This is a genomic window from Aurantiacibacter gilvus, from assembly GCF_038289935.1.
GTDB lineage: Bacteria > Pseudomonadota > Alphaproteobacteria > Sphingomonadales > Sphingomonadaceae > Alteraurantiacibacter > Alteraurantiacibacter gilvus.
In genome coordinates, this window is record NZ_JBBYHV010000001.1 from 1,431,532 (window position 1) to 1,450,275 (window position 18,744).

General features: G+C 63.8%; 19 protein-coding genes and 1 tRNA gene. 4 read left to right on the forward strand and 16 right to left on the reverse strand.

What is annotated here, in order from left to right:
* Positions 1–11: 11 nt before the first annotated feature.
* Positions 12–1,079, forward strand: a complete 1,068-nt coding sequence (locus AAEO60_RS07035) for a DUF475 domain-containing protein (protein WP_341672940.1) — start codon at positions 12–14, stop codon at positions 1,077–1,079.
* Here the strand turns inward: AAEO60_RS07035 and AAEO60_RS07040 are convergent.
* From AAEO60_RS07040 to AAEO60_RS07070, 7 genes are all read right to left on the reverse strand, one after another.
* On the reverse strand, positions 1,060–2,025 hold the full coding sequence (locus AAEO60_RS07040; protein ID WP_341672941.1) for a bile acid:sodium symporter: 966 nt from the start codon (positions 2,023–2,025) through the stop codon (positions 1,060–1,062). The two genes, AAEO60_RS07035 and AAEO60_RS07040, sit on opposite strands and share 20 nt — an antisense overlap.
* A 25-nt stretch (positions 2,026–2,050) precedes the next feature.
* Entirely contained in the window at positions 2,051–3,415 is a 1,365-nt protein-coding gene (gene prsR / locus AAEO60_RS07045; RefSeq protein ID WP_341672942.1) for a PEP-CTERM-box response regulator transcription factor, read from the reverse strand.
* Positions 3,415–5,541, reverse strand: coding sequence for an XrtA/PEP-CTERM system histidine kinase PrsK (prsK, locus tag AAEO60_RS07050; protein ID WP_341672943.1), 2,127 nt, complete (start codon positions 5,539–5,541; stop codon positions 3,415–3,417). Before prsK ends, prsR begins: the two co-directional genes overlap by 1 nt.
* Entirely contained in the window at positions 5,541–6,926 is a 1,386-nt protein-coding gene (locus AAEO60_RS07055; protein ID WP_341672944.1) for a TIGR03013 family XrtA/PEP-CTERM system glycosyltransferase, read from the reverse strand. Before AAEO60_RS07055 ends, prsK begins: the two co-directional genes overlap by 1 nt.
* Positions 6,927–7,030: 104 nt before the next feature.
* The gene (locus AAEO60_RS07060) at positions 7,031–7,333 is read right to left on the reverse strand and encodes a hypothetical protein (protein ID WP_341672945.1); all 303 of its coding nucleotides are present in this window, start codon (positions 7,331–7,333) and stop codon (positions 7,031–7,033) included.
* Between the two features lie 221 nt (positions 7,334–7,554).
* On the reverse strand, positions 7,555–9,387 hold the full coding sequence (locus AAEO60_RS07065; RefSeq protein WP_341672946.1) for an SLC13 family permease: 1,833 nt from the start codon (positions 9,385–9,387) through the stop codon (positions 7,555–7,557).
* A gap of 255 nt (positions 9,388–9,642) precedes the next feature.
* Positions 9,643–9,727: transfer RNA gene (locus AAEO60_RS07070), tRNA-Leu, on the reverse strand.
* A gap of 131 nt (positions 9,728–9,858) precedes the next feature.
* On the opposite strand from AAEO60_RS07070, the gene AAEO60_RS07075 reads away from it, so the two are divergent.
* Positions 9,859–10,824 (forward strand): hypothetical protein, encoded by a 966-nt coding sequence (locus tag AAEO60_RS07075; protein ID WP_341672947.1) that lies wholly within the window; start codon positions 9,859–9,861, stop codon positions 10,822–10,824.
* 16 nt (positions 10,825–10,840) lie between these two features.
* Here the strand turns inward: AAEO60_RS07075 and AAEO60_RS07080 are convergent, their stop codons facing one another.
* Genes AAEO60_RS07080 through efp form a run of 3 tightly spaced genes read right to left on the reverse strand, consistent with a single transcriptional unit; the run spans position 10,841 to position 12,586 of the window.
* On the reverse strand, positions 10,841–11,659 hold the full coding sequence (locus AAEO60_RS07080; protein ID WP_341672948.1) for an inositol monophosphatase family protein: 819 nt from the start codon (positions 11,657–11,659) through the stop codon (positions 10,841–10,843).
* 15 nt (positions 11,660–11,674) lie between these two features.
* Entirely contained in the window at positions 11,675–12,013 is a 339-nt protein-coding gene (locus AAEO60_RS07085) for a hypothetical protein (protein ID WP_341672949.1), read from the reverse strand.
* Positions 12,014–12,022: 9 nt separating this feature from the next.
* Positions 12,023–12,586, reverse strand: a complete 564-nt coding sequence (efp, locus tag AAEO60_RS07090; RefSeq protein WP_341672950.1) for an elongation factor P — start codon at positions 12,584–12,586, stop codon at positions 12,023–12,025.
* Positions 12,587–12,702: 116 nt separating this feature from the next.
* On the opposite strand from efp, the gene AAEO60_RS07095 reads away from it, so the two are divergent.
* Positions 12,703–13,053, forward strand: a complete 351-nt coding sequence (locus AAEO60_RS07095) for an elongation factor P (protein ID WP_341672951.1) — start codon at positions 12,703–12,705, stop codon at positions 13,051–13,053.
* Positions 13,054–13,058: 5 nt separating this feature from the next.
* On the opposite strand, the gene AAEO60_RS07100 is transcribed toward AAEO60_RS07095, so the two are convergent.
* Together AAEO60_RS07100 and thiE are read right to left on the reverse strand one after the other, a co-directional pair.
* Positions 13,059–13,631, reverse strand: coding sequence for a YdcF family protein (locus tag AAEO60_RS07100; RefSeq protein WP_341672952.1), 573 nt, complete (start codon positions 13,629–13,631; stop codon positions 13,059–13,061).
* Entirely contained in the window at positions 13,628–14,254 is a 627-nt protein-coding gene (gene thiE, locus AAEO60_RS07105) for a thiamine phosphate synthase (RefSeq protein WP_341672953.1), read from the reverse strand. The genes AAEO60_RS07100 and thiE overlap by 4 nt, the downstream gene beginning before the upstream one ends.
* 79 nt (positions 14,255–14,333) lie before the next feature.
* Here thiE and AAEO60_RS07110 point away from each other — a divergent pair, with 79 nt between their 5' ends.
* Positions 14,334–14,747: a hypothetical protein gene (locus tag AAEO60_RS07110; protein WP_341672954.1), complete on the forward strand. Its 414-nt coding sequence runs from the start codon at positions 14,334–14,336 to the stop codon at positions 14,745–14,747.
* Here the strand turns inward: AAEO60_RS07110 and AAEO60_RS07115 are convergent.
* The 4 genes from AAEO60_RS07115 to gap all read right to left on the reverse strand — a co-directional run bounded on the left by AAEO60_RS07115 (position 14,744) and on the right by gap (position 18,732).
* Entirely contained in the window at positions 14,744–15,631 is an 888-nt protein-coding gene (locus AAEO60_RS07115; protein ID WP_341672955.1) for a fructose bisphosphate aldolase, read from the reverse strand. The two genes, AAEO60_RS07110 and AAEO60_RS07115, sit on opposite strands and share 4 nt — an antisense overlap.
* 106 nt (positions 15,632–15,737) lie before the next feature.
* Positions 15,738–16,379, reverse strand: coding sequence for a 2OG-Fe(II) oxygenase family protein (locus AAEO60_RS07120; RefSeq protein WP_341672956.1), 642 nt, complete (start codon positions 16,377–16,379; stop codon positions 15,738–15,740).
* A gap of 131 nt (positions 16,380–16,510) precedes the next feature.
* On the reverse strand, positions 16,511–17,713 hold the full coding sequence (locus tag AAEO60_RS07125; protein ID WP_341672957.1) for a phosphoglycerate kinase: 1,203 nt from the start codon (positions 17,711–17,713) through the stop codon (positions 16,511–16,513).
* Between the two features lie 11 nt (positions 17,714–17,724).
* Positions 17,725–18,732 carry a type I glyceraldehyde-3-phosphate dehydrogenase gene (gene gap / locus AAEO60_RS07130; protein ID WP_341672958.1) on the reverse strand — a complete coding sequence of 336 codons (1,008 nt, stop codon included), beginning with the start codon at positions 18,730–18,732 and terminating at the stop codon, positions 17,725–17,727.
* Between the last annotated feature and the right edge of the window lie 12 nt (positions 18,733–18,744).

The window sequence follows — 18,744 nt, forward strand, 5'->3', positions numbered from 1 at the left end:
GCCCACACTCGATGCAAACCCTTCGCCGCTTCTACGGCTTTTCGTTCGTTTTCACGCTGATCTGCCTCGGCCTTGGCGCCTGGTACGGATGGGCCAGTACCGGCACCATCCGTGGCACGGCATCGATGCTGTGGATCATCGCCGTGCTCTCGGTGCTGGAAATCTCGCTCAGCTTCGACAACGCCGTGGTCAACGCCTCGGTGCTCAAGAACATGGACAAGGTATGGCAGCGACGCTTCCTGACCTGGGGCATTGCTTTCGCCGTCTTCGGCATGCGCGTGGTCTTTCCGCTTGCCATCGTTGCCATCGCGGCCGGGCTCGGCCCGATGGAGACCATCGACCTGTCGCTCAACGATCCGCGCGAGTACGAACGTATCGTCAGCTCGGCCCATGTCGGGATTGCCGGCTTCGGCGGCGCCTTCCTCGCCATGGTTGGCCTGAAGTTCTTTTTCGACCGCGAAAAGGACATCCACTGGATCGCCAAGATCGAGGAATGGCTGTCGCGGTTTGCCGCCCTTCCCGCGGCAGAAATCGCCCTCCTCTTGCTGGTGCTCTGGGGTATCTCCACCCTTCTCGACCCTGCCGAGGCGCTCACCTTCCTGATCGCCGGTATCCTCGGCCTCGTCACCTTCATCGCCGTCGAAGGGATCAACACGATCCTCGAACTGCACGAAGAGAAGAAGCGGCTGGCCGGTGCCGTCGTGAAGAGCGGGCTTGGCGGCTTCCTCTACCTCAACGTGCTCGACGCCAGCTTCAGCTTTGACGGGGTGATCGGTGCCTTTGCGCTGTCGAACAATATGATCGTGATCGCACTGGGCCTGTCGATCGGTGCCATGTTCGTGCGCTCCATGACGATCCACCTCGTCGAGAAAGGCACGCTGGCGCAGTACCGCTTCCTCGAGAACGGCGCGTTCTGGGCGATCATCGTGCTAGGCGGGATCATGCTGGCGTCAGCCAAGTTCCACATCCCCGAAACGATCACCGGCCTGATCGGAGCGGCGCTGATCGGACTGTCTTTGTGGTGGTCAGTCCGCCACAACAAGATCCATCCCGAAAAGGCTAACCTTCCGCACGGCTGAAACGCGCCGCCAAGGGCGCGGAGATTACCATCTGCAAGAGGTGGTAGACCAGCACCGGCAACAGCACGAGCCCGGCCACTTCCGGCGCGAACAGCACGCTTGCCAGCGGCGCGCCCATGGCGATGCTCTTCTGCGCCCCGGCGAAGAGGAATGACACGCGGCTGGGGATGTCGAGCCGAAGCAGGCCGCCCAGCCACCAGGCGCCGAAGAAGCCAAAGGCCAGCATGGCGCCCACGAGGCTGAGCAGCACACCCCATTCAGCGAGCGAGATCAGCGTCCACAAGCCTTGCTCCACCGCGCCCGAGAAGGCGACGTAGACGGCGATGGAAATCACGATCCTGTCCATCCAGCCGAACAGCTTGCGCCGCTCGCTCACCAGCGGACCCAGCCAGCCCTGGAACAACTGGCCCAGAACGAAAGGCAGCAGCAGGATCAGCGCGATCCGTTCCAGCCCGCCGAGATCGATCCCCGGCATGTCGCTGCTCGCCAGCAATCCGATCAGCGGCGCGGTGATGAACACGCCGAGGATGTTGAGCACCGCCGCCCCCACGACCGAGAGCGAGATGTTCCCCCCGGCGATGGAGCTGTAGGCGGTGGCCGACTGGACGGTGGACGGCAGTACGCCGAGGAAGATGAAGCCCAGCGCCACGCTGGCGGGCAGCTGCACCGCCGCCAGGCCGCTGGCAGCAAGCGAGGCAAAGGCCATGCCGCCGAAGACGAACAGCACGAGCGGCAACAGGTAGCGCAGGTTGCGGACGCCGTGCAGCACCTGCTCGCGCGGCAAACGCAGGCCGTTGAGCAGGAAGAGCAGGAACACGCCGCCATCGGACACCAGCCGCGCTATGGCGCGACCCTCACCCGTCACCGGCAGCAAGCTGGCGAGCAGGATCGCCAGCAGCAGCAGCCGCACCAGCGGATCGAACAGGGCCCCCATGCGCGCGATCATTGCGCGCGGCTCTGCCCGCAGCGGATCAGGTCTGCAAGTCGTATTGCTTGAGCAGGTCGTAGAGCGTCGGGCGGCTGATCCCCAGCATCTTGGCCGTGCTGGAGATATTGCCCTCCGTCCGCGCCAGCGCATGGCGGATCACCTTGCGGTCCGACTGCTCGCGCGCGCTCTTGAGGTTTAGCACGCCGGGCTCTTCCTCTTCGCCGTCGCCCATGTCGAGGTCTTCTGCCCCGACCAGCTTGCCTTCGGCCATGATCACCGCCCGCTTCACGCGGTTCTCCAGTTCGCGGACATTGCCCGGCCAGGCCCAGCCATCGATGGTGGAGAGCGCATCGGGAGCAAAGCCGGTCACCGCAGGGTTCATCTCCTCGGCAAAGCGCTTGAGGAAGACCTTGGCCAGTAGCACGGCGTCACCCGGGCGCTCGGCCAGCGAGGGAATCTTCACCACGACTTCGGCAAGCCGATAGAACAGGTCTTCGCGGAAGCGCCCGTCGGCGATCATGCTCTCGAGGTCCTGGTGCGTGGCGCAGACGATACGGGTGTCGACCGGGATCGAACTGCGGCCGCCGATGCGTTCGATGGTGCGTTCCTGCAGGAAGCGCAACAGCTTGACCTGCAGGGGCAGCGGGATGTCGCCGACCTCGTCGAGGAACAGCGTACCACCGTTGGCCATCTCGATCTTGCCTTCGGTGGTCTTCACGGCGCCCGTGAAGGCGCCCTTCTCGTGCCCGAACAGCTCGCTTTCGAGCAGGTTCTCCGGGATCGCGGCGCAGTTGATAGCCACGAAGTTGCCGTTCTTGCGGCTGCTCGCCTCGTGCACGCCGCGTGCCAGCAGTTCCTTGCCGGTGCCGCTGGCGCCCAGCAACATGACCGAGATATTGGTATTGGCGACCCGCTCAATCGTGCGGGCAACCTTCACCATTTCGGGTGCCGAGGTAATCAGGCCACCCAGCACGGTGTTGCCCTCGTCCGCCTTGCTTGCGAGACGGCGGTTCTCTTCCTCGATGTGGTGCAGGTTGAGCGCCCGGCGGACGATCAGGCCCAGCTGGTCGATATCGACCGGCTTCTGGTAGAAATCGTAAGCGCCCCGTTCGATAGCGTTTAGCGCGCTCTCGCGGGCCCCGTGTCCGGAAGCGACGATTACCTTGGTATCGGGCTTCAGCGCCATGATCGCATCGAGCACGGCAAAGCCTTCGGTCGTGCCGTCCGGGTCCGGCGGCAGGCCGAGATCCAGCGTCACCACCGGCGGTTCCTCGGAACGCAGCGCCGCAATCGCGGAATCGCGATCTCCGGCGATGATGACGTCGAAGTCCTCGTACGCCCACTTGAGCTGGGCCTGCAGGCCCTCGTCGTCCTCGACGATCAGCAACTTGGGTTTGTCGTTAGCCATTATGCAACCTCACTGGCCTTTGCCGCCTTGCGGTCATTTTCTTGCATGGTGCGGAGCAGGTCCGCTGTTTCACTGAAGGGCAGCCGCACGATGAAACGCGTGCCCAGCCCTTCGCGGGATTCGACGTCCATCCGGCCACCCATGGCACGCACCAGTTCGCGCGCTTCGAAGGCTCCGATACCGAAGCCACCGGGCTTGGACGAATGGAACGGCTTGAACAGGCGGGTGCGGATGAACTCCGGACTCATGCCCTCGCCGGAGTCTATCACCTCGACAATCGCGCTGCCGGGATCGGTGCGCAGGCCAACGAACACCGGCGCATCTTCCGGGCTCGCTTCGATGGCGTTCTGCACCAGGTGCACCAGGGCCTGCTCCAGGCCCTCTGCATCGGCCTTCACCTTGCAGGCTTCGCGCTGGAGGAAGACGATTTCGTGCTTGCCACGATATTGGGCCACCACGCGGTCCAGCAGTTCGTCCAGCTGCAGCGGCTCGCGTTCCTTGCCGCCATGACTGCCATAACGGCCAAGTCGCGCAAGCAGTGCCTGGAGCTTGTCGGTCGAATTGCGCAGCGTCAGGATCATGTCCGCACGGAATTCAGGCTTCTCGGCGTGTTTCTCGGCATTCTTGGCCAGCAGCGAGAGCTGGCTGGCAAGGTTCTTGATATCGTGCATGACGAAGGCGATGCGGCGGTTGAACTCGTCGAACCGTTGCGCCTCTCCCAGCGCGTCCTGGCTGTGCCGTTCGGCAAGATAGCTCGCCAACTGGCGCCCGATCACGCGCAGCACGTCGAAGTCTTCCCAATCCAGCCGTCGGGCGACACTGGGCCGTTTGAGCACGACCACGCCCAGCAGGCGTTCGTAGTGCAGCAGCGGGACAAGGGCCCAGCTGCTTTCCTCGGCCAACAGCCATTCGGGTGTCGCCACGGCCGGAACACCCTCCGCATCTCCGGACCGCACATGGTCGAGATCGACAATGAACTGGCTGTCTTCGAGGAACTTGGCACCAAGCGCATCGATCGCTTCCGCTGGAACTTCCAGCGTCGGCCACTGCCAGCGCGCTTCCAGTGCAAGGCCACCTTCCTCACCCGGCGTGAGGAGGAGGCCGCCAGGGCTGTCCGTAATGTCCGCCACGGCCTGCACGGCGCGTTCGGGAAGAGGTGCCGCCTGAGGGCCAGCACGGCCGATGGTGTCGGTGAACCGCAACCATTCGGCGCGGTAGTCGTAACGGTGCTGGAACAGGTTCTTGGACAGGGTCACCCGCAGCCAGCCACGAAGCTTCTTCGAAGGCAGGATGGTCAGCGCGATGGCGCTCGCAAGCAGGACAAAGCCGGATTGCAGCATGCGGCCATAGTCGCTGCCGACATAGGCCAGGCCCTGCGCGATCACGACCATCACCACCAGGTAGGCACCGATCAGCAACAGCGAAAACGACTGGAATGTGAAGCTGCGCGAGGGGCGGAAGCGCAGCTCGGCCTCGTTGCGAAGGGTGCCCAGTGCCAGCAGCAGGACAGCCACGGCCAGGGCGAGGCTGCGCAGGCCTTCAAGCAGCACCGGCATGGCGCTGTCGAGATAGGCGACGGTGTAGAGATTGAGGTCGTAGAGCCACAGGAGGCCCAAGGCTGCTGTCGGCCAGCGCAAGCTCTGCCGGGCCTGCGTGGCAGCGCCGGCATAGAGGTTATGCAGCAATACCAGTGCACCGATGCAGAACAGCAGGCGGAAGGTGGCGGCAAAGCGTATCACCAGAAGTTCGGCTTCCTCCGCCCCGCCGTACCGGATGCGCGCGACGATCAGGGCGACCTGCATCAGTTCGACAAAGCCCAGGGCAAAGACCACCGGCCGGATCGGCCCCAGTTTCTTGTCACGGTCATCGTGCGAAAACAGGCGATAGAGCATCCACAACCAGGCAAGGTTGCTGGCGATCATCAGGACCCGGGTGGCAAAGGCGTCCTGCCCCATACCGATCACCGAGAAGGCCCAGAGCGCGGCGCAGAACAGCGCTGCAGCGGCCGCACTGATCGCCGGACCCTGCGCGCGCTGGCTGGTAACCAGCCACAGCGCCAGGGCCACGGCGGCACAGGCCGTGACGAGGTAGCTCAGGTAACCTGCAAAATCCCACACCGAGGTCATCACCGCGCACCCTCCGGCCACAGCACCACGCGCAGCGTCTGCAGCATGATCAGCAGGTCAAGGAAGGGCGTGTAGTTCTTGGCGTAGTAGAGATCGTATTCCAGCTTGTGCCGCGCATCCTCGATGCTGGCACCGTAGGGATAATTGATCTGCGCCCAGCCGGTTATGCCCGGCTTCACCATATGGCGTTCGGCGTAATAGGGCAGCTGCTGCTCAAGATCGTCGACGAACTTGGGCACTTCGGGGCGCGGGCCGACAAAGCTCATGTGGCCCATCAGCACGGTCCAGACCTGCGGCAGTTCGTCGATGCGCACCTTGCGGATAAATGCACCCACGCGGGTAACGCGCGGATCGTTCTTCTCGGCCCACTTGGAGCCGTCCTTTTCGGCATCGGTGCGCATGGAGCGCAGCTTCACCAGCTCGAAGGTCTGGCCGTAGAGGCCCACCCGCTTCTGGCGGAAGAAGGCCGGCCCCTTGCTGTCGAGCTTCACGATCAGGGCAAACAGCGCGATCACCGGGAAGGACACCAGCAGCAGCAGGCCGCTGGCAAGGATGTCGAAGGCACGCTTGGCGACCGAAGAGATCGCGCGGCCCGAGGAAAATCCGTCGGAAAAAATCAGCCACGAGGGGTTGAGCGTGTCGAGATCGACGCGGCCGGTCTCGCGCTCCATGAAGCTGGAGAATTCGTTAACGTGCACGCCTGCCGTCTTGATCCGCAGCAGGTCCTTCAGCGGCAAGGCATTGCGGCGCTCTTCCAGCGCCAGCACGACTTCGGTCGCCCCCAGGTCCGCCACGTGGCGGGACAGGTCCGGAATGGCCGAACGCGGGATGGCCTCCGCCACCACGGGGGTTGCGCCGGTCATGTCGATGAAGCCAATCACTATGAACCCGCTGTTGTCCTGCGCCGAGAGCTCCTTCAGCCGCTGCGCTCGGTGTCCGGCGCCCAGCACCAGGATCCGGCGACGAAAGGCCGAGGTGCCGAGCAGCCCGCCAACGATCGCGCGGTTGAGCACCAGCAAGACGCTGGAGATGGCCATGGCGTATAGCAGGGTGGACCGCCAGTACGTCTGCCCGGGCAGCACGAAATCGAGCATGGCGAGTGCAAGGATCGCCAGGCTGAGCGCCACAAGCAGCCGCGCGCAGGCAAAGCGCATCGAGCGCAAGGCCTCCGGACCGAAAACGCCCACGGCGATCATGGCCGCAAGCGTAGTCACGGCGAAGCCGGCGACAGGCAGGGCCCGCTCGCCTGTCGGCCCCGGATCCATGTCGATCTGCACCGCACGCAGATTCCACGCGAGGTCGCCTGCCAGCAGCAGCAGCGCGAGATCAATCAGGCCCAGCAGCAGGACTGCATGCGGGATATAATGTTTGAAGAGACGAACCATCGCTCCAACCGACCAGATCCGGAGGAATTTCCGGGTATGGTTCGGTTAACGGCGAGGTGTGAAATGTCGGTAAACTTTACACCTGCAAATTGCGCGCGGGACAATCAGTCCGAAGCAGGCTCAACCACGTCTTGCGCCGCGTCGCCCATATCTTGCGCGGCTTCACCGACATTCTCGGCTGCGGTACCGACGCTTTCGGCGGCATCCGCCACGGCATTGTCCTTGGCCATTTCGGCGGCTCCCAACTGCGAGAAAGCGACATAGGCCAGGCCAGCAACGACGAGCAGGGCCAGCAGCAGCACCCATTTTCCCATGCCGCCAGATCGCGGCTTGTCGGTGACAATCGTCGTGTGCGTATGTGTCGAGCCCGAAGGGGTCTCGACTTCGGTCGTACGTTGATCAGTCACCATGAAGACTCCTCTGCTTGTGAGCCTTACAATGCAGCCGGCAAGAGACGGTTCCGCTCGCAGGCCCAGTGAATACCATGAGCAAGCGTGGGTAACCGCGATTTAACCAGCTCCCACGGCCAGCGCTTTACGCCTTGGCGCTAGCAAGCGCAGATGAGCGAGTTCCAAGCGGCATCGGCCCGCCGCATGGGCCATGGCGGCAACGACAGCTGGGCCGCTCGCTACATGCCGTAGGACCTCGCCAGCAGGAAGCTGAGGGCGGTCACCATGATCAGCACCAGCGGGACACCGGTCTTCACATAGTCACCGAACGTGTAGTTGCCCTCTGCCATGATCAGCATGTTGGTCTGGTAGGCAATGGGCGTCGCGTAGCAGAGGTTGCAGCCGAACAGGACGGCGAGCACCAGCGGCTCGGGCGGCAAGTCCAGCTGGTTGGCAATGGCGAAGGCGATTGGGGTGCCCACCGTGGCGGCCGTCGCGTTCGAGGCGAAGTTGGTGAGCAAAGTCACGAACAGCATGATCGCTGCGATCACGCCGGCAGGCTCGAGGTGTTGCAGGCCGAGCGACAAGGCCTCGCCCAGCCAACCGGCCGCCCCGCTATCGAGGATGAGCCGGCCGATGGTTATGCTGGCTGCCACCAGCACGATGACCTGCCCCGACAGGGCGCGGCCGACGCGGTCGAACTTCACGCAGCCGGTCAGGAACATGACAATCGCCCCCGCCAGCGAGGCAATCGCGATCGGGACATTCAACATGTAGAAGCCCTGCGAACCGTAGAACGGGATACCGACCGAGGCGAGCGCGACGGCCACACCCATGATCGCTGCCGCCAGCACGGCCTTGGACCGGCGCGGCACTTCGCGGCCACCTTCCAGCTGCAGCAGGGCATCGTTCTGCGCGAATTCGGCCAGGGCGGGCGTCAGTCCCATGACCAGCATCACGTCGCCTTCACTGATGCGGATTTCGCCGTGGATGTCATCGGGTTCGCTACCCAGCAGGCGCGCCGGACGATGGATGCCCAGCACGGCGACACCGTAGCGGTTGGCAATGCCGGAAGTGGACAGCGTGCGGCCGACCAGGCGTGAGTCGCCGGTGACCACCATTTCGACAACATTGATGTCCTCGCTGTTGGCGGTCGCGCTGCGCTGCACGTCGTTGACGACCCAGCCGGGCGCGATCTGGCCTTTCAGCAGCCGGACCGCCTCCTCCAGCGCGTCATGGGTGCCGGAAACGCGAAAACGCTGGCCTGCTTCAAACGGTCCCGAGGGGCGTTCGTCGAACCGGAACTCCTCCGGCAGCATGCCCACCACTTCATCGAAGTGCTTGTCGATCAGCATGCTCGTTTGCGGCACACGCAAGTGCGTGGAGAACCAGCGCTGACCCTGCCCCTTCTCCGGACTGTTGTCGCGCAGCATGCGCGGCATCACCAGCCAGATATACGGCAGCGCAATCACCGAAGCTGCCAGCACGATCGGTGTGAACTCGAATACGCCCATCTCGCGCATGCCAAGGTCCACGGCGATCGAAACGACAAGAATGTTGGTCGAGGTGCCGATGGTGGTCGCCATGCCGCCAAGCAGCGAGGAGGCATTGAGCGGCATGAGCGTGCGCGATGCCGGCATGGCTCCGCGCACGGCCAGGGTGACAAAAATCGGGATCAGCAGCACCAGCACGGGCGTGTTGTTGACACCCATCGACAGCACGAATGCCAGCACCAGCGACAGCAGCAGGCCCAGCTGCAGGTTTACCTTGAACACGCGCTCCAGCAGCCGCGCGGCAGGCTCCAGGGCGCCGGTCACAACCAGCCCCCTGCCCATCACCATCAGCGCGCAGATGGTGATCAGCGCGTAGTGTCCGAAGCCGGAGAAGGCCAGCTGCAGCCCGTCAGTCGGCTGCGTGTGCGGCATGGGGAAGAAGTAGAGGCCAACCGCAATGATGGCGATGGCCAGCAGCGAGATGATCTCGACCGATATCCGCCCGCGGACGAACATGTAGAACACGACGACAGTAAGCGCCATCGCAGCAATAGCGTGGAAGGATGGTGCTTCGATCATCTAGCTGACTAACAGCATGACCGGCATCGGGGTGCAAGCGGATCGCGCGCTTTTCGGCCTATTCGGGACTGGGCGCCATGACCCAGGTGAGCGTGATCGCAGGCGAATCACCGGGCACTTCTTGGCACGTGATCTCGCCCACTTCGGCCAGCAGCCCGTCGATTTTCGACAGCGTCTCGGCATCGGGACACCCGACAAGGCGGAGAACAATCCGGCGAGCGTGGAAGGACCCCTTCCCGCCTCGGCCTGATCGCCTGGTACCTCTGGCCGGACTCGAACCGGCACTTCCGAAGAAACTCGATTTTGAGTCGAGCGCGTCTACCAATTCCGCCACAGAGGCTCACCAGACAGGCCAGCGCGCTTAGCCGCGCTTGGAGGCCGCTGCAAGAGCGCCTTATCCATGGCATGGCGGGATTGCGCAAAAGCATACACATCCATGGCATCCCTATGGCATGACCGGGAGTGTCACCGATGCCGCTTTCAAGGTACTATTCGCCGACTTTGCGGGCAGCGACTGCCGGTCTCTTCCTGCTTGGCAGTGCACTGCCCGCCATGCCCGCGCTGGCCAACGGAGCCGCGCCGGCTCCCGCCAGCAAGCAGGATCGCCTGCCAAATACCCGCGAAGACCGCGAACGGGCGCAGGTCATCGATACAACCTTGACCGAGATCCTCGACTTCCGCCTCGATATCCGCAGCCTGATTGCAGACCAGGACGGTGCCTGGCCGCGCATCCAACAGCAGGTGGCCGAATACCGCAGGCGCATGGACGCCGCGATCAATCCCGCGCTGGTCGCACAGGCCAACGATTTCTCGACCCGGCCCACCGTCCGTCTGCGCGACGAGGCCGAGCGGAATGCCGAGCGCATGGCAGGCATGATTGCCAGTGCCAATGTCGAATCCACGCTTGCCGCGACCCGCGAAAGCACGATGTTTGCGCGCTATTCGGCGCTGGTGCAAATGGGTGAACAGCTGCGCCAGCTGCAACGCCTCTATCCGGACAATGCCACCATCGCCCAGGCCAACCAGACCGCGGCGGGCGTCCTTGCCCAGCTGGGCAGCTTCGACGAAATCGAAGCACAGGCCAGCGCCAACGTGGCGGCGCGGATTGCCGAAACCCGCTTGCTGGCCCCGGTGCGCCGCGATGCGGCGCTGGAACGCAGCTTTGCCAATGCCTTCTGGGCCAGCCCCTGGGCCAACGACTATCGCGGCGGCGAAATCGTGCGGATGAACCTGACGAGTTCGGGCTGGACCGTGCACACCAACGCCTTGGGAACGCCTGTCAGCCGCGATACCGGGACGAGCTTCGCCGTGCGCGCGCCTGACGGCAAATGCTACGCCGTGCGCGGAATTTTCGAACAGCGCTATACCGGCGGAGGGTACGGCGGCAGTATCTATGCCTCCGGCTCCCACCAGGAAATGCTGTGCGCGAATATCTGAAGCGGGCCTTGCAGCCCTACTTGAGCGCTTCGGCAACCAGCTTGTGCAGGCGTGAATGCAGCTGGTCGTTGCCCGCGATGACCTGTTTGTCGCAGATCGGCAGCGATCGACCACGGTAGTCGGACACGAATCCGCCAGCTTCACGCACCAGCAGGCAACCAGCCGCCGTATCCCACGGCGAAAGGTCGCTTTCCCAGAAGCCGTCGAAGCGGCCCGCAGCCAGCCATGCAAGGTCGAGCGAGGCTGCACCGAAGCGGCGGATGCCCGCAACTTCGGGCCCCACACGACCGAAAATGCGCGACCACTCGGCAAAGTCCCCGTGCCCCTGGTACGGCATGCCGGTAGCAATCAGCGATTCCGAAAGGCGGCGCCGACCAGAAACGCGCAGGCGGCCGTCGTGCAGCCAGGCACCACGCGATTTCTCGGCCCAGAAGGTCTCGTCGGTGATCGGGTTGTAGATGACGCCTGCAACGACGTCGCCCCAGCCACCGCCACCCAGCTTGGGTTCCTGCATGGCGATGGACACTGCGAAGTGCGGGATGCCGTGGAGGAAGTTGCTGGTACCGTCGAGCGGGTCGACGATGAAACGCGGTTTGTCGGGATCCATGTCGATCTCGCCCGATTCCTCGAGCAGGAAACCCCAGTCAGGACGCGCCTGGACCAGTTCGTCATAGATCGTGCGTTCAGCGGCGCGATCGGCCTTGGAGACGAAGTCTGCCGGGCCTTTCTGGCTCACCTGCAGGTGTTCGATTTCGCCAAAGTCGCGACGCAGCCGGCCACCCGCCTTGCGGGCAGCCTTTTCCATCACACGGATTAGTCCGGAAATTGCGGCCAAGTTACTCTACTTTCTTCAGTCGACGACGACGCGGATCCACTGCGCCGTCAGTTCGATCTCGCCCCAGCCACTGTCGAGAAAGGCATAGTCGCCTTCGATCGTCGCGCTGGAGATCGTTGTTTCGTCGTCGCTACCGCCCTGCGACTGCTTGATGCGCAGGTCATCGATATCGGCGAAGCTGATAAAGCCCTTGCGGAAGCAAGTGCCCTCGGTGTCGGGTTCAAACTTGGCGTGCCCTTCCAGCACCTGGAATTCCATCTCCAAAGTCAGTGATTCATCATCATAAATGACTTCCAGCAACTTGCTGCGCTCGAGATCAATATTTTCGAGCTTGGGATGTGTTGCTTCGGACATAGGGCCTCCTCAGCTAGCCTTCCCGACATAGGCCTGTTCGTAGACATCGACAACAATGCGGGTGCCGCTTTCGATGTGCGGCGGGACCATGATGCGCACGCCGTTGTCGAGCACGGCGGGCTTGTAGCTGGACGAAGCAGTCTGGCCCTTCACCACGGCATCCGCCTCGACGATCTCGGCTTCGATCTGGGAAGGCAGCTGCACACTGATCGGGCGTTCTTCCCACAATTCCAGCTGCACCTGCATGCCGTCCTGCAGGAACGGACGGGCATCGCCCAGCAGGTCGCTCGGCAGGGTGATCTGTTCGAAGGTGTCGCCGTCCATGAAGACCAGCATCTCGCCGTCTTCGTAAAGGAACTGGTATTCCTGCGTTTCCAGGCGCACCTTCTCGACCGTGTCGGCGCTGCGGAAGCGGACGTTCGTCTTGCGGCCGTCGATGAGGTTCTTCATCTCGACCTGCATGTAGGCGCCGCCCTTGCCGGGCTGGGTGTGCTGAATCTTGGCGACTTTCCAGATGCCGCCTTCGTATTCGATGATGTTGCCGGGACGAATGTCCACGCCGCTGATCTTCATGAGAACTTGCCTTGATGAGAAAGAATTGCGCCGCGCCCTACCCTTAGTAGGCAATTTCGGCAAGGCGCGTGAGATGTTCATGACGGGCTAAGCGGAAAATGCTAATGGCGCGCATCATGAACAAGGTTTCCAGTATCTTGCCGGTCATGGCTGCAATAGTTGCCACTCCTGCCTTTGCCCAGGGACAACTGACGACCATCGAACGTGGCCATTACGTTTGCGAACTTCCGGGCGATGCCTCAGGCAGCGCAGGCATTCCCCAGCCGGAAGAGAGCTTCACGATCGAGAGCGCGTCCCGCTACGCTTCTCCGCAGGGTGACGGCACTTACCTGCGCCGGGGTGACCGGCTGACCATGACCAGCGGACCGCGCAACGGCGATGCCTACGTGGTTCTCGGTCGCGGCTTCCTGCGCAAGCTCGAGAATGGTGTGCCCAGCCGGCTGCGCTGCGTGCGGCAGGGACGCTGACCCACCTATTCCCCGAACAGCCAGAAATGGTGCATGAAATAGACCTCGCGCGCGAGGAACGGCAGCTTGGTACCCCAGGACTGGTAGCGGGTCGTCGGCGTTGCGCTCGGCTCGGCATCAAGGCCCAGCGCCTCGGCCATCTCCATCGCGCGTCGCAGGTGCAGCGGGTCTGACACGATCAGCGCATCGTCCAGCCCGGCATCGCGCATCAGCAACTGCGCCTCGACGAGGTTGTGCATGGTAGTGACGGACTGGGTTTCGATCAGGATCGCCTCTGCCGGCACGCCTTGGGCCAGCGCCATGTTGCGCGCGGCCTCGCTTTCGGCGAGCGTGTCTCCCTCTCCCTGCGCACCAGTGAAGATCAGTTGCTGCACCCGGCCTTCGTCATGCAGCGAGATGGCGTGCGCAATGCGTTCGCGAAAAACGGGCGACGGCTCATCCCCGGAAATCGCTGCCCCGAGCACGATAGCGGCATCTGCTGCTATCCCCGGCGGCGCGGTTGGCGTGTCGTAAATCCACACCGCAATCGCGCCCAGCCAGCCGCACAGCAGCGGAATGATGATGCGGTGCAGCTTCAAGCCATCGCCTTCGCGAATGCCTGCACCGCCGCCACTTCATCACCGCCCCAGACAGCGTGGGAGACAGCGAGGAAGTCCGCCCCGGCTTCTACCAGCGGAACACAATTGTCCGGCGTGATGCCGCCGATGGCTACGCAGGGGATTTCGAACAGGCCGGACCACCAGCGCAGGATTTCCGGCTCCGGACGATGCTCGCTGGCCTTGGTCTCGCTGGGGAAGAAGGCACCAAACGCGACATAGTCCGCCCCCGCTTCGCCTGCTTCCATGGCCAGGTGGCGGCTGGCGTGGCAGGTAATGCCGATCTGCACCTCGCGTCCCAACTCCTCGCGCGCTTCGCGCAGGTCGCCGTCACTTTGGCCGAGGTGTACGCCATCCGCCTTCAGTCGCCGCGCCAAGGCCACGTCATCGTTGACCACGAAACCGACATCATGCGTTGCGCATATCTCCTGAAGCGGGGCAGCCAGTCGCGCCGCCTCGTGTTGGGTCAAACCCTTCACGCGGAACTGGAAAGCGGTCGCCAGCCCCTTGCCCGCCGCCAGCGCGCGGTCGAGCCGTTCGGGAAAGGAGCCGCCGACATCGAGCGGCGAGATCAGGTACAGCTGGCAAGAGGGAGTTTCAGACATGGATGGCGTTGGTAACCTTCGGTTGGGCATTCGTCGACATTCACAATTCCGACAGCCGCCTAGCGCCTAGATAGCGGCGATGAAATCAAAACTCTTCACGCGATTCGCATTGCTCGGCGCGCTGGCCACTTCGGTGAGCGCATGCGCCGTCATTCCTGACACCCCGATCGTCAACAACGGACCTGCCGCCAGGGCCGGTACCGCCGTGGCGCTCAGCCAACCGGTGTGGACCGGACGGGTCGTCGTCACCCCCATCGAAGTCCACGAGGACAGCCGCTGCCCGATCAATGCCCGTTGCGTCTGGGCCGGGCGCGCAATCGTGCTGACCCGGATCGACGGTGCAGGCTGGCGCGAGCAGGCCTACCTGACCCTGGGCGAGCCGCACGAGATCCGCAACACCAGCGTGACGCTCACCAGCCTCGAGCCAGGGCGCACCACCGACGGACCGGTGCGCTCCGCAGACTACCGCTTCACCTACGAGGGCGGTAACTAGGCGACCGAAGCGGCGTAGATCTTGTCGATGGACTTGCCCAGCGCCGCGTCGAATTCCTCGTCGCTCTGTGAAACGCGCAGGTCCTGCAGGGTGGCGCGGCTGAAGCTGGCAATCATGCCCTTGTTCTTGGCCAGCTCGGCGCAAGCTTCATCGGTAGTGTAGCCGCCAGACAGCGCCACGACGCTCAGCACGCGCGGATGGTCGACCAGCTCCTGGTACAGCCCGGCCTTCACCGGGATCGACAGCTTGAGCATCACCTGCCGGTCTTCCGGCATGGCATCGAGGTGCTTCAGGATCTCGGCCTTGAGGATCTCTTCGCCCTCGGCGCGGTCAGCAGCGGTAATGTCGTATTCCGGCTCGAGGATCGGCATCAGGCCGGCGTCGATGATCTTCTGGGCGACTTCGAACTGCTGCGCAACGACAGCGGCGATCCCGGCGGGGTTGGCGCTCTTGATCACCGACCGCATCTTGGTGCCGTACATGCCCTTGGCCACCGACTTTTCCAGCAGGGCGTCGAGCTTGTCGAGCGGCTTCATCAGCTGCACGCCGTCGGCCTCGTCAGCCAGGCCCTGGTCCACCTTGATGAACGGCGCGACGCCGCGTTCCTTCAGGGCGTCGGGAGCAGGCTTGCCGTCGACGTCGCCGTCCATGGTCTTCTCGAACAGGATCGCGCCGATCACCTTGCCACTCGCAAAGCTGGGCGCGCAGATCACGCGGCTGCGCATCTTGTGGATCTGTTCGAACATCTCGTCTTCGCCAGACCATTCGTCGTCGCTGACGCCGTAGCCGCGCAGGGCCTTGGGGGTGGAACCACCCGACTGGTCGAGCGCGGCGATGAAGCCCTTTCCGGCGGCGAACTTGGCGGCGAAATCCTGCGTAGTCATCGGAAGCTCCTCAGATCCGAATGGGAATTGCCGTGGCTCCTATGCCGGGCTTGGGGAGAGTTCAAGCATGTGAAAATGTCCGTGCACAAAGACTTGCCGGAAAGGTCTATTCCACTCGCTTCAGCGCCGCCGTGAGGTTTATCGCGATCGAGATACGCGTGCCTTCCCCGTAGAACGGCCGCACGGCGTGCTGCAGCCAGCTGGGGAACATCACCACCATTCCGGTGCGCGGGCGAACCGACACCTCGCTGGGGATCGGCTGCCCCGCCGCATCGAGCATCCGCAAGTCCGGGGCCGCCATCTGCGTCATCGGAGCGCGCGGATCGAGCAATTGCAGTTCGCCGCCCAGTTCGCGGTCATCGTCGCCGTTAAAGCCGTCATCGACATAGGCCACGACCGACCAATAGCTGCCCGGATGGGTATGATACTGGTTCGCATGGCCCTTGCGGCTGACGTTGGCCCACAGTTCCGGAATCCAGCCAAAGCGGCTTTCCTGCGGGCTCTTTGCATCCTGCGTTTGGGCATCGGCCATGGTCATGGCCTTGTAGACCAGCGCCTTGGCCGCTTCTCCGCCCCATTCGAGCATGCGCGTATTCGAATGCCAGCCGCCGAGGTTGGAAATGCTGAGCCCTTTGGCGTCGCGCGCCATCTCTTCTTCAATTGCCGCGCGCAACATGGCGATGCCCTCTTCGCTCTGCAGCGTGTCGATCACGAATGGAGTGGCGAAGATCTGGTGAGTGTCGGTCATGCAGCGCCGATGATAGCTTAGAGGTCGGGAAAGTCGATCCGCAGGTTGAACGCCGCGATGTCACCCACCTGCTTTTCCTGCGACGCTGCGACCGAGTGACTTGTCCCGACGAGGATCGCCGGGACGCAAGTTTAGCGCGACAGGGCCGCGACGCCGGGCAGTTCCTTGCCTTCCATCCATTCGAGGAAAGCGCCGCCAGCGGTCGAGACGTAAGTCACCTGGTCCGTCACGCCTGCGTGGGCCAGCGCGGCGACGGTGTCGCCACCACCTGCCACGGAAACCAGCGCGCCAGCCTGCGTCAAGGCGGACGCTGTGCGCGCCAGCGCCACGGTCGCTTCGTCGAAGGGCGGCGTTTCGAAAGCACCCAGCGGGCCATTCCACACCAGCGTGGCGCAGGTCTTGAGCACGTCGCCCAGCGCCTCGACCGCAAGCGGGCCGACGTCGAGGATCATCTCGTCGTCGGCGACTTCGTGGACGTTGCAGGTGCGCAGCGACGGCGGGTTGGCGGCAAATTCCTTCGCCACCACCACGTCATACGGCAGGTGGATCGTGCAGTCGGCCTTGTCTGCTGCGTCCATGATGGCGCGCGCGGTATCGGTCAGATCATGTTCGCACAGGCTCTTGCCGACATTCACGCCGTTGGCGGCGAGGAAGGTGTTGGCCATGCCGCCGCCGATGATGAGGTGCTGCACCTTGCCCGCGAGGTTTTCCAGCACGGCCAGCTTGGTGCTGACCTTGGCCCCGCCCACCACCGCAGCAACCGGTGGCGTGGGATTGCCAAGCGCCGCTTCGAGCGCCTTGAGTTCGGCTTCCATGGCACGGCCCGCATAGGCTGGCAGCACGTGTGCAAGCCCGGTGGTGGTGGCGTGGGCACGGTGGGCTGCGGAAAAGGCATCGTTGACGTAGAAATCGCCGTTGGCCGCGATGGCCTTGGCAAATTCAGGATCGTTCTTTTCCTCGCCCGGCCAGAAACGGGTGTTTTCCATCAGGCCGACGTCGCCCGGGCCGAGGATGTCGATTGCCTGCGCGGCGACCGGTCCGGCGACCTCGGGGATGAACATGATTTCCTTGTCCATCACCTCTTCGACTGCGCCCAGCACCTCGCTGAGCGACAGCGTCGAGTGCCGCTCTCCCTTCGGACGCCCGAAGTGGGCGAGTAGCAGCACCTTGGCGCCGCGTTCGCTCAGTTCGAGCACCGTCGGCGCAACCGCGCGGGCGCGGGTCAGGTCAGTCGCCCGCCCGTCGCTCATCGGCAGGTTGAGATCGACGCGGACCAGCGCCCGCTGGCCGGTAAGATCCTGCGGAAGATCGTCGAGGGTCTTGAAAGCGGCCATCAAGGCCTCCCTTACATCAGCTTCGCCATCACGCCCGCGGTGTCGAGCATGCGGTTGGAGAAGCCCCACTCGTTGTCGTACCAGCTGACGACGCGGGCCAGCTTGCCTTCGAGCACGGCGGTTTCCAGCGAATCCACCGTCGACGAGGCCGGGTGGTGGTTGAAGTCGCTGCTCACCAGCGGCTTGTCGGTGTAGTCGAGCACGCCCTTCATTCCGCCTTCGGCAGCAGCCTTCAGCGCGGCGTTCAGTTCCTCTGCCGTGGTGTCGCGGCCGGGGGTGAAGACGAGGTCGATCAGCGACACGTTCGGGGTCGGTACGCGCACCGACGAACCGTCCAGCTTCCCGGCCAGTTCGGGCAGCACCAAGCCCACCGCCCGGGCAGCGCCGGTGGTGGTGGGGATCATGTTCTGCGCACCGCCGCGGGCACGGCGCATGTCGCTGTGCATCTGGTCGAGCATGCGCTGGTCGTTGGTGTAGCTGTGGATCGTGGTCATGAAGCCACGCTCGATGCCCACCAGGTCGTTCAGGACCTTGGCGACCGGCGACAGGCAGTTGGTGGTGCAGCTGGCGTTGGAGACGATCACGTCGTCTGCGGTCAGCACGTCATGGTTCACGCCGTAAACGACCGTTGCCGAAACGCCCTTGGCCGGGGCCGAGATCAGCACGCGCTTGGCACCTGCATCGAGGTGCGGCTTGGCAGCGTCGTGACTCTGGAAGAAACCGGTGCACTCCAGCACCATGTCGACGCCCATTGCAGCGTGCGGAAGGTTGCCGGGATCGCGCTCGCTGGTGACGGCGATGGTCTTGCCGTTCACCACGAGGTTGGTGCCGTCGACGTCCACCGTGCCGGGGAAGCGGCCGTGGGTGCTGTCGAACGCGAACAGCAGGGCATTGGAGTTGGTGTCTGCCAGGTCGTTGATCGCTACCAGCTCGAAATCGTGGTCGGTGCGTTCCAGCAGGGCCCGTGCGACGAGCCGTCCGATGCGTCCGAAACCGTTGATTGCAACCTTTGTCGCCATGGAAGAAACTCC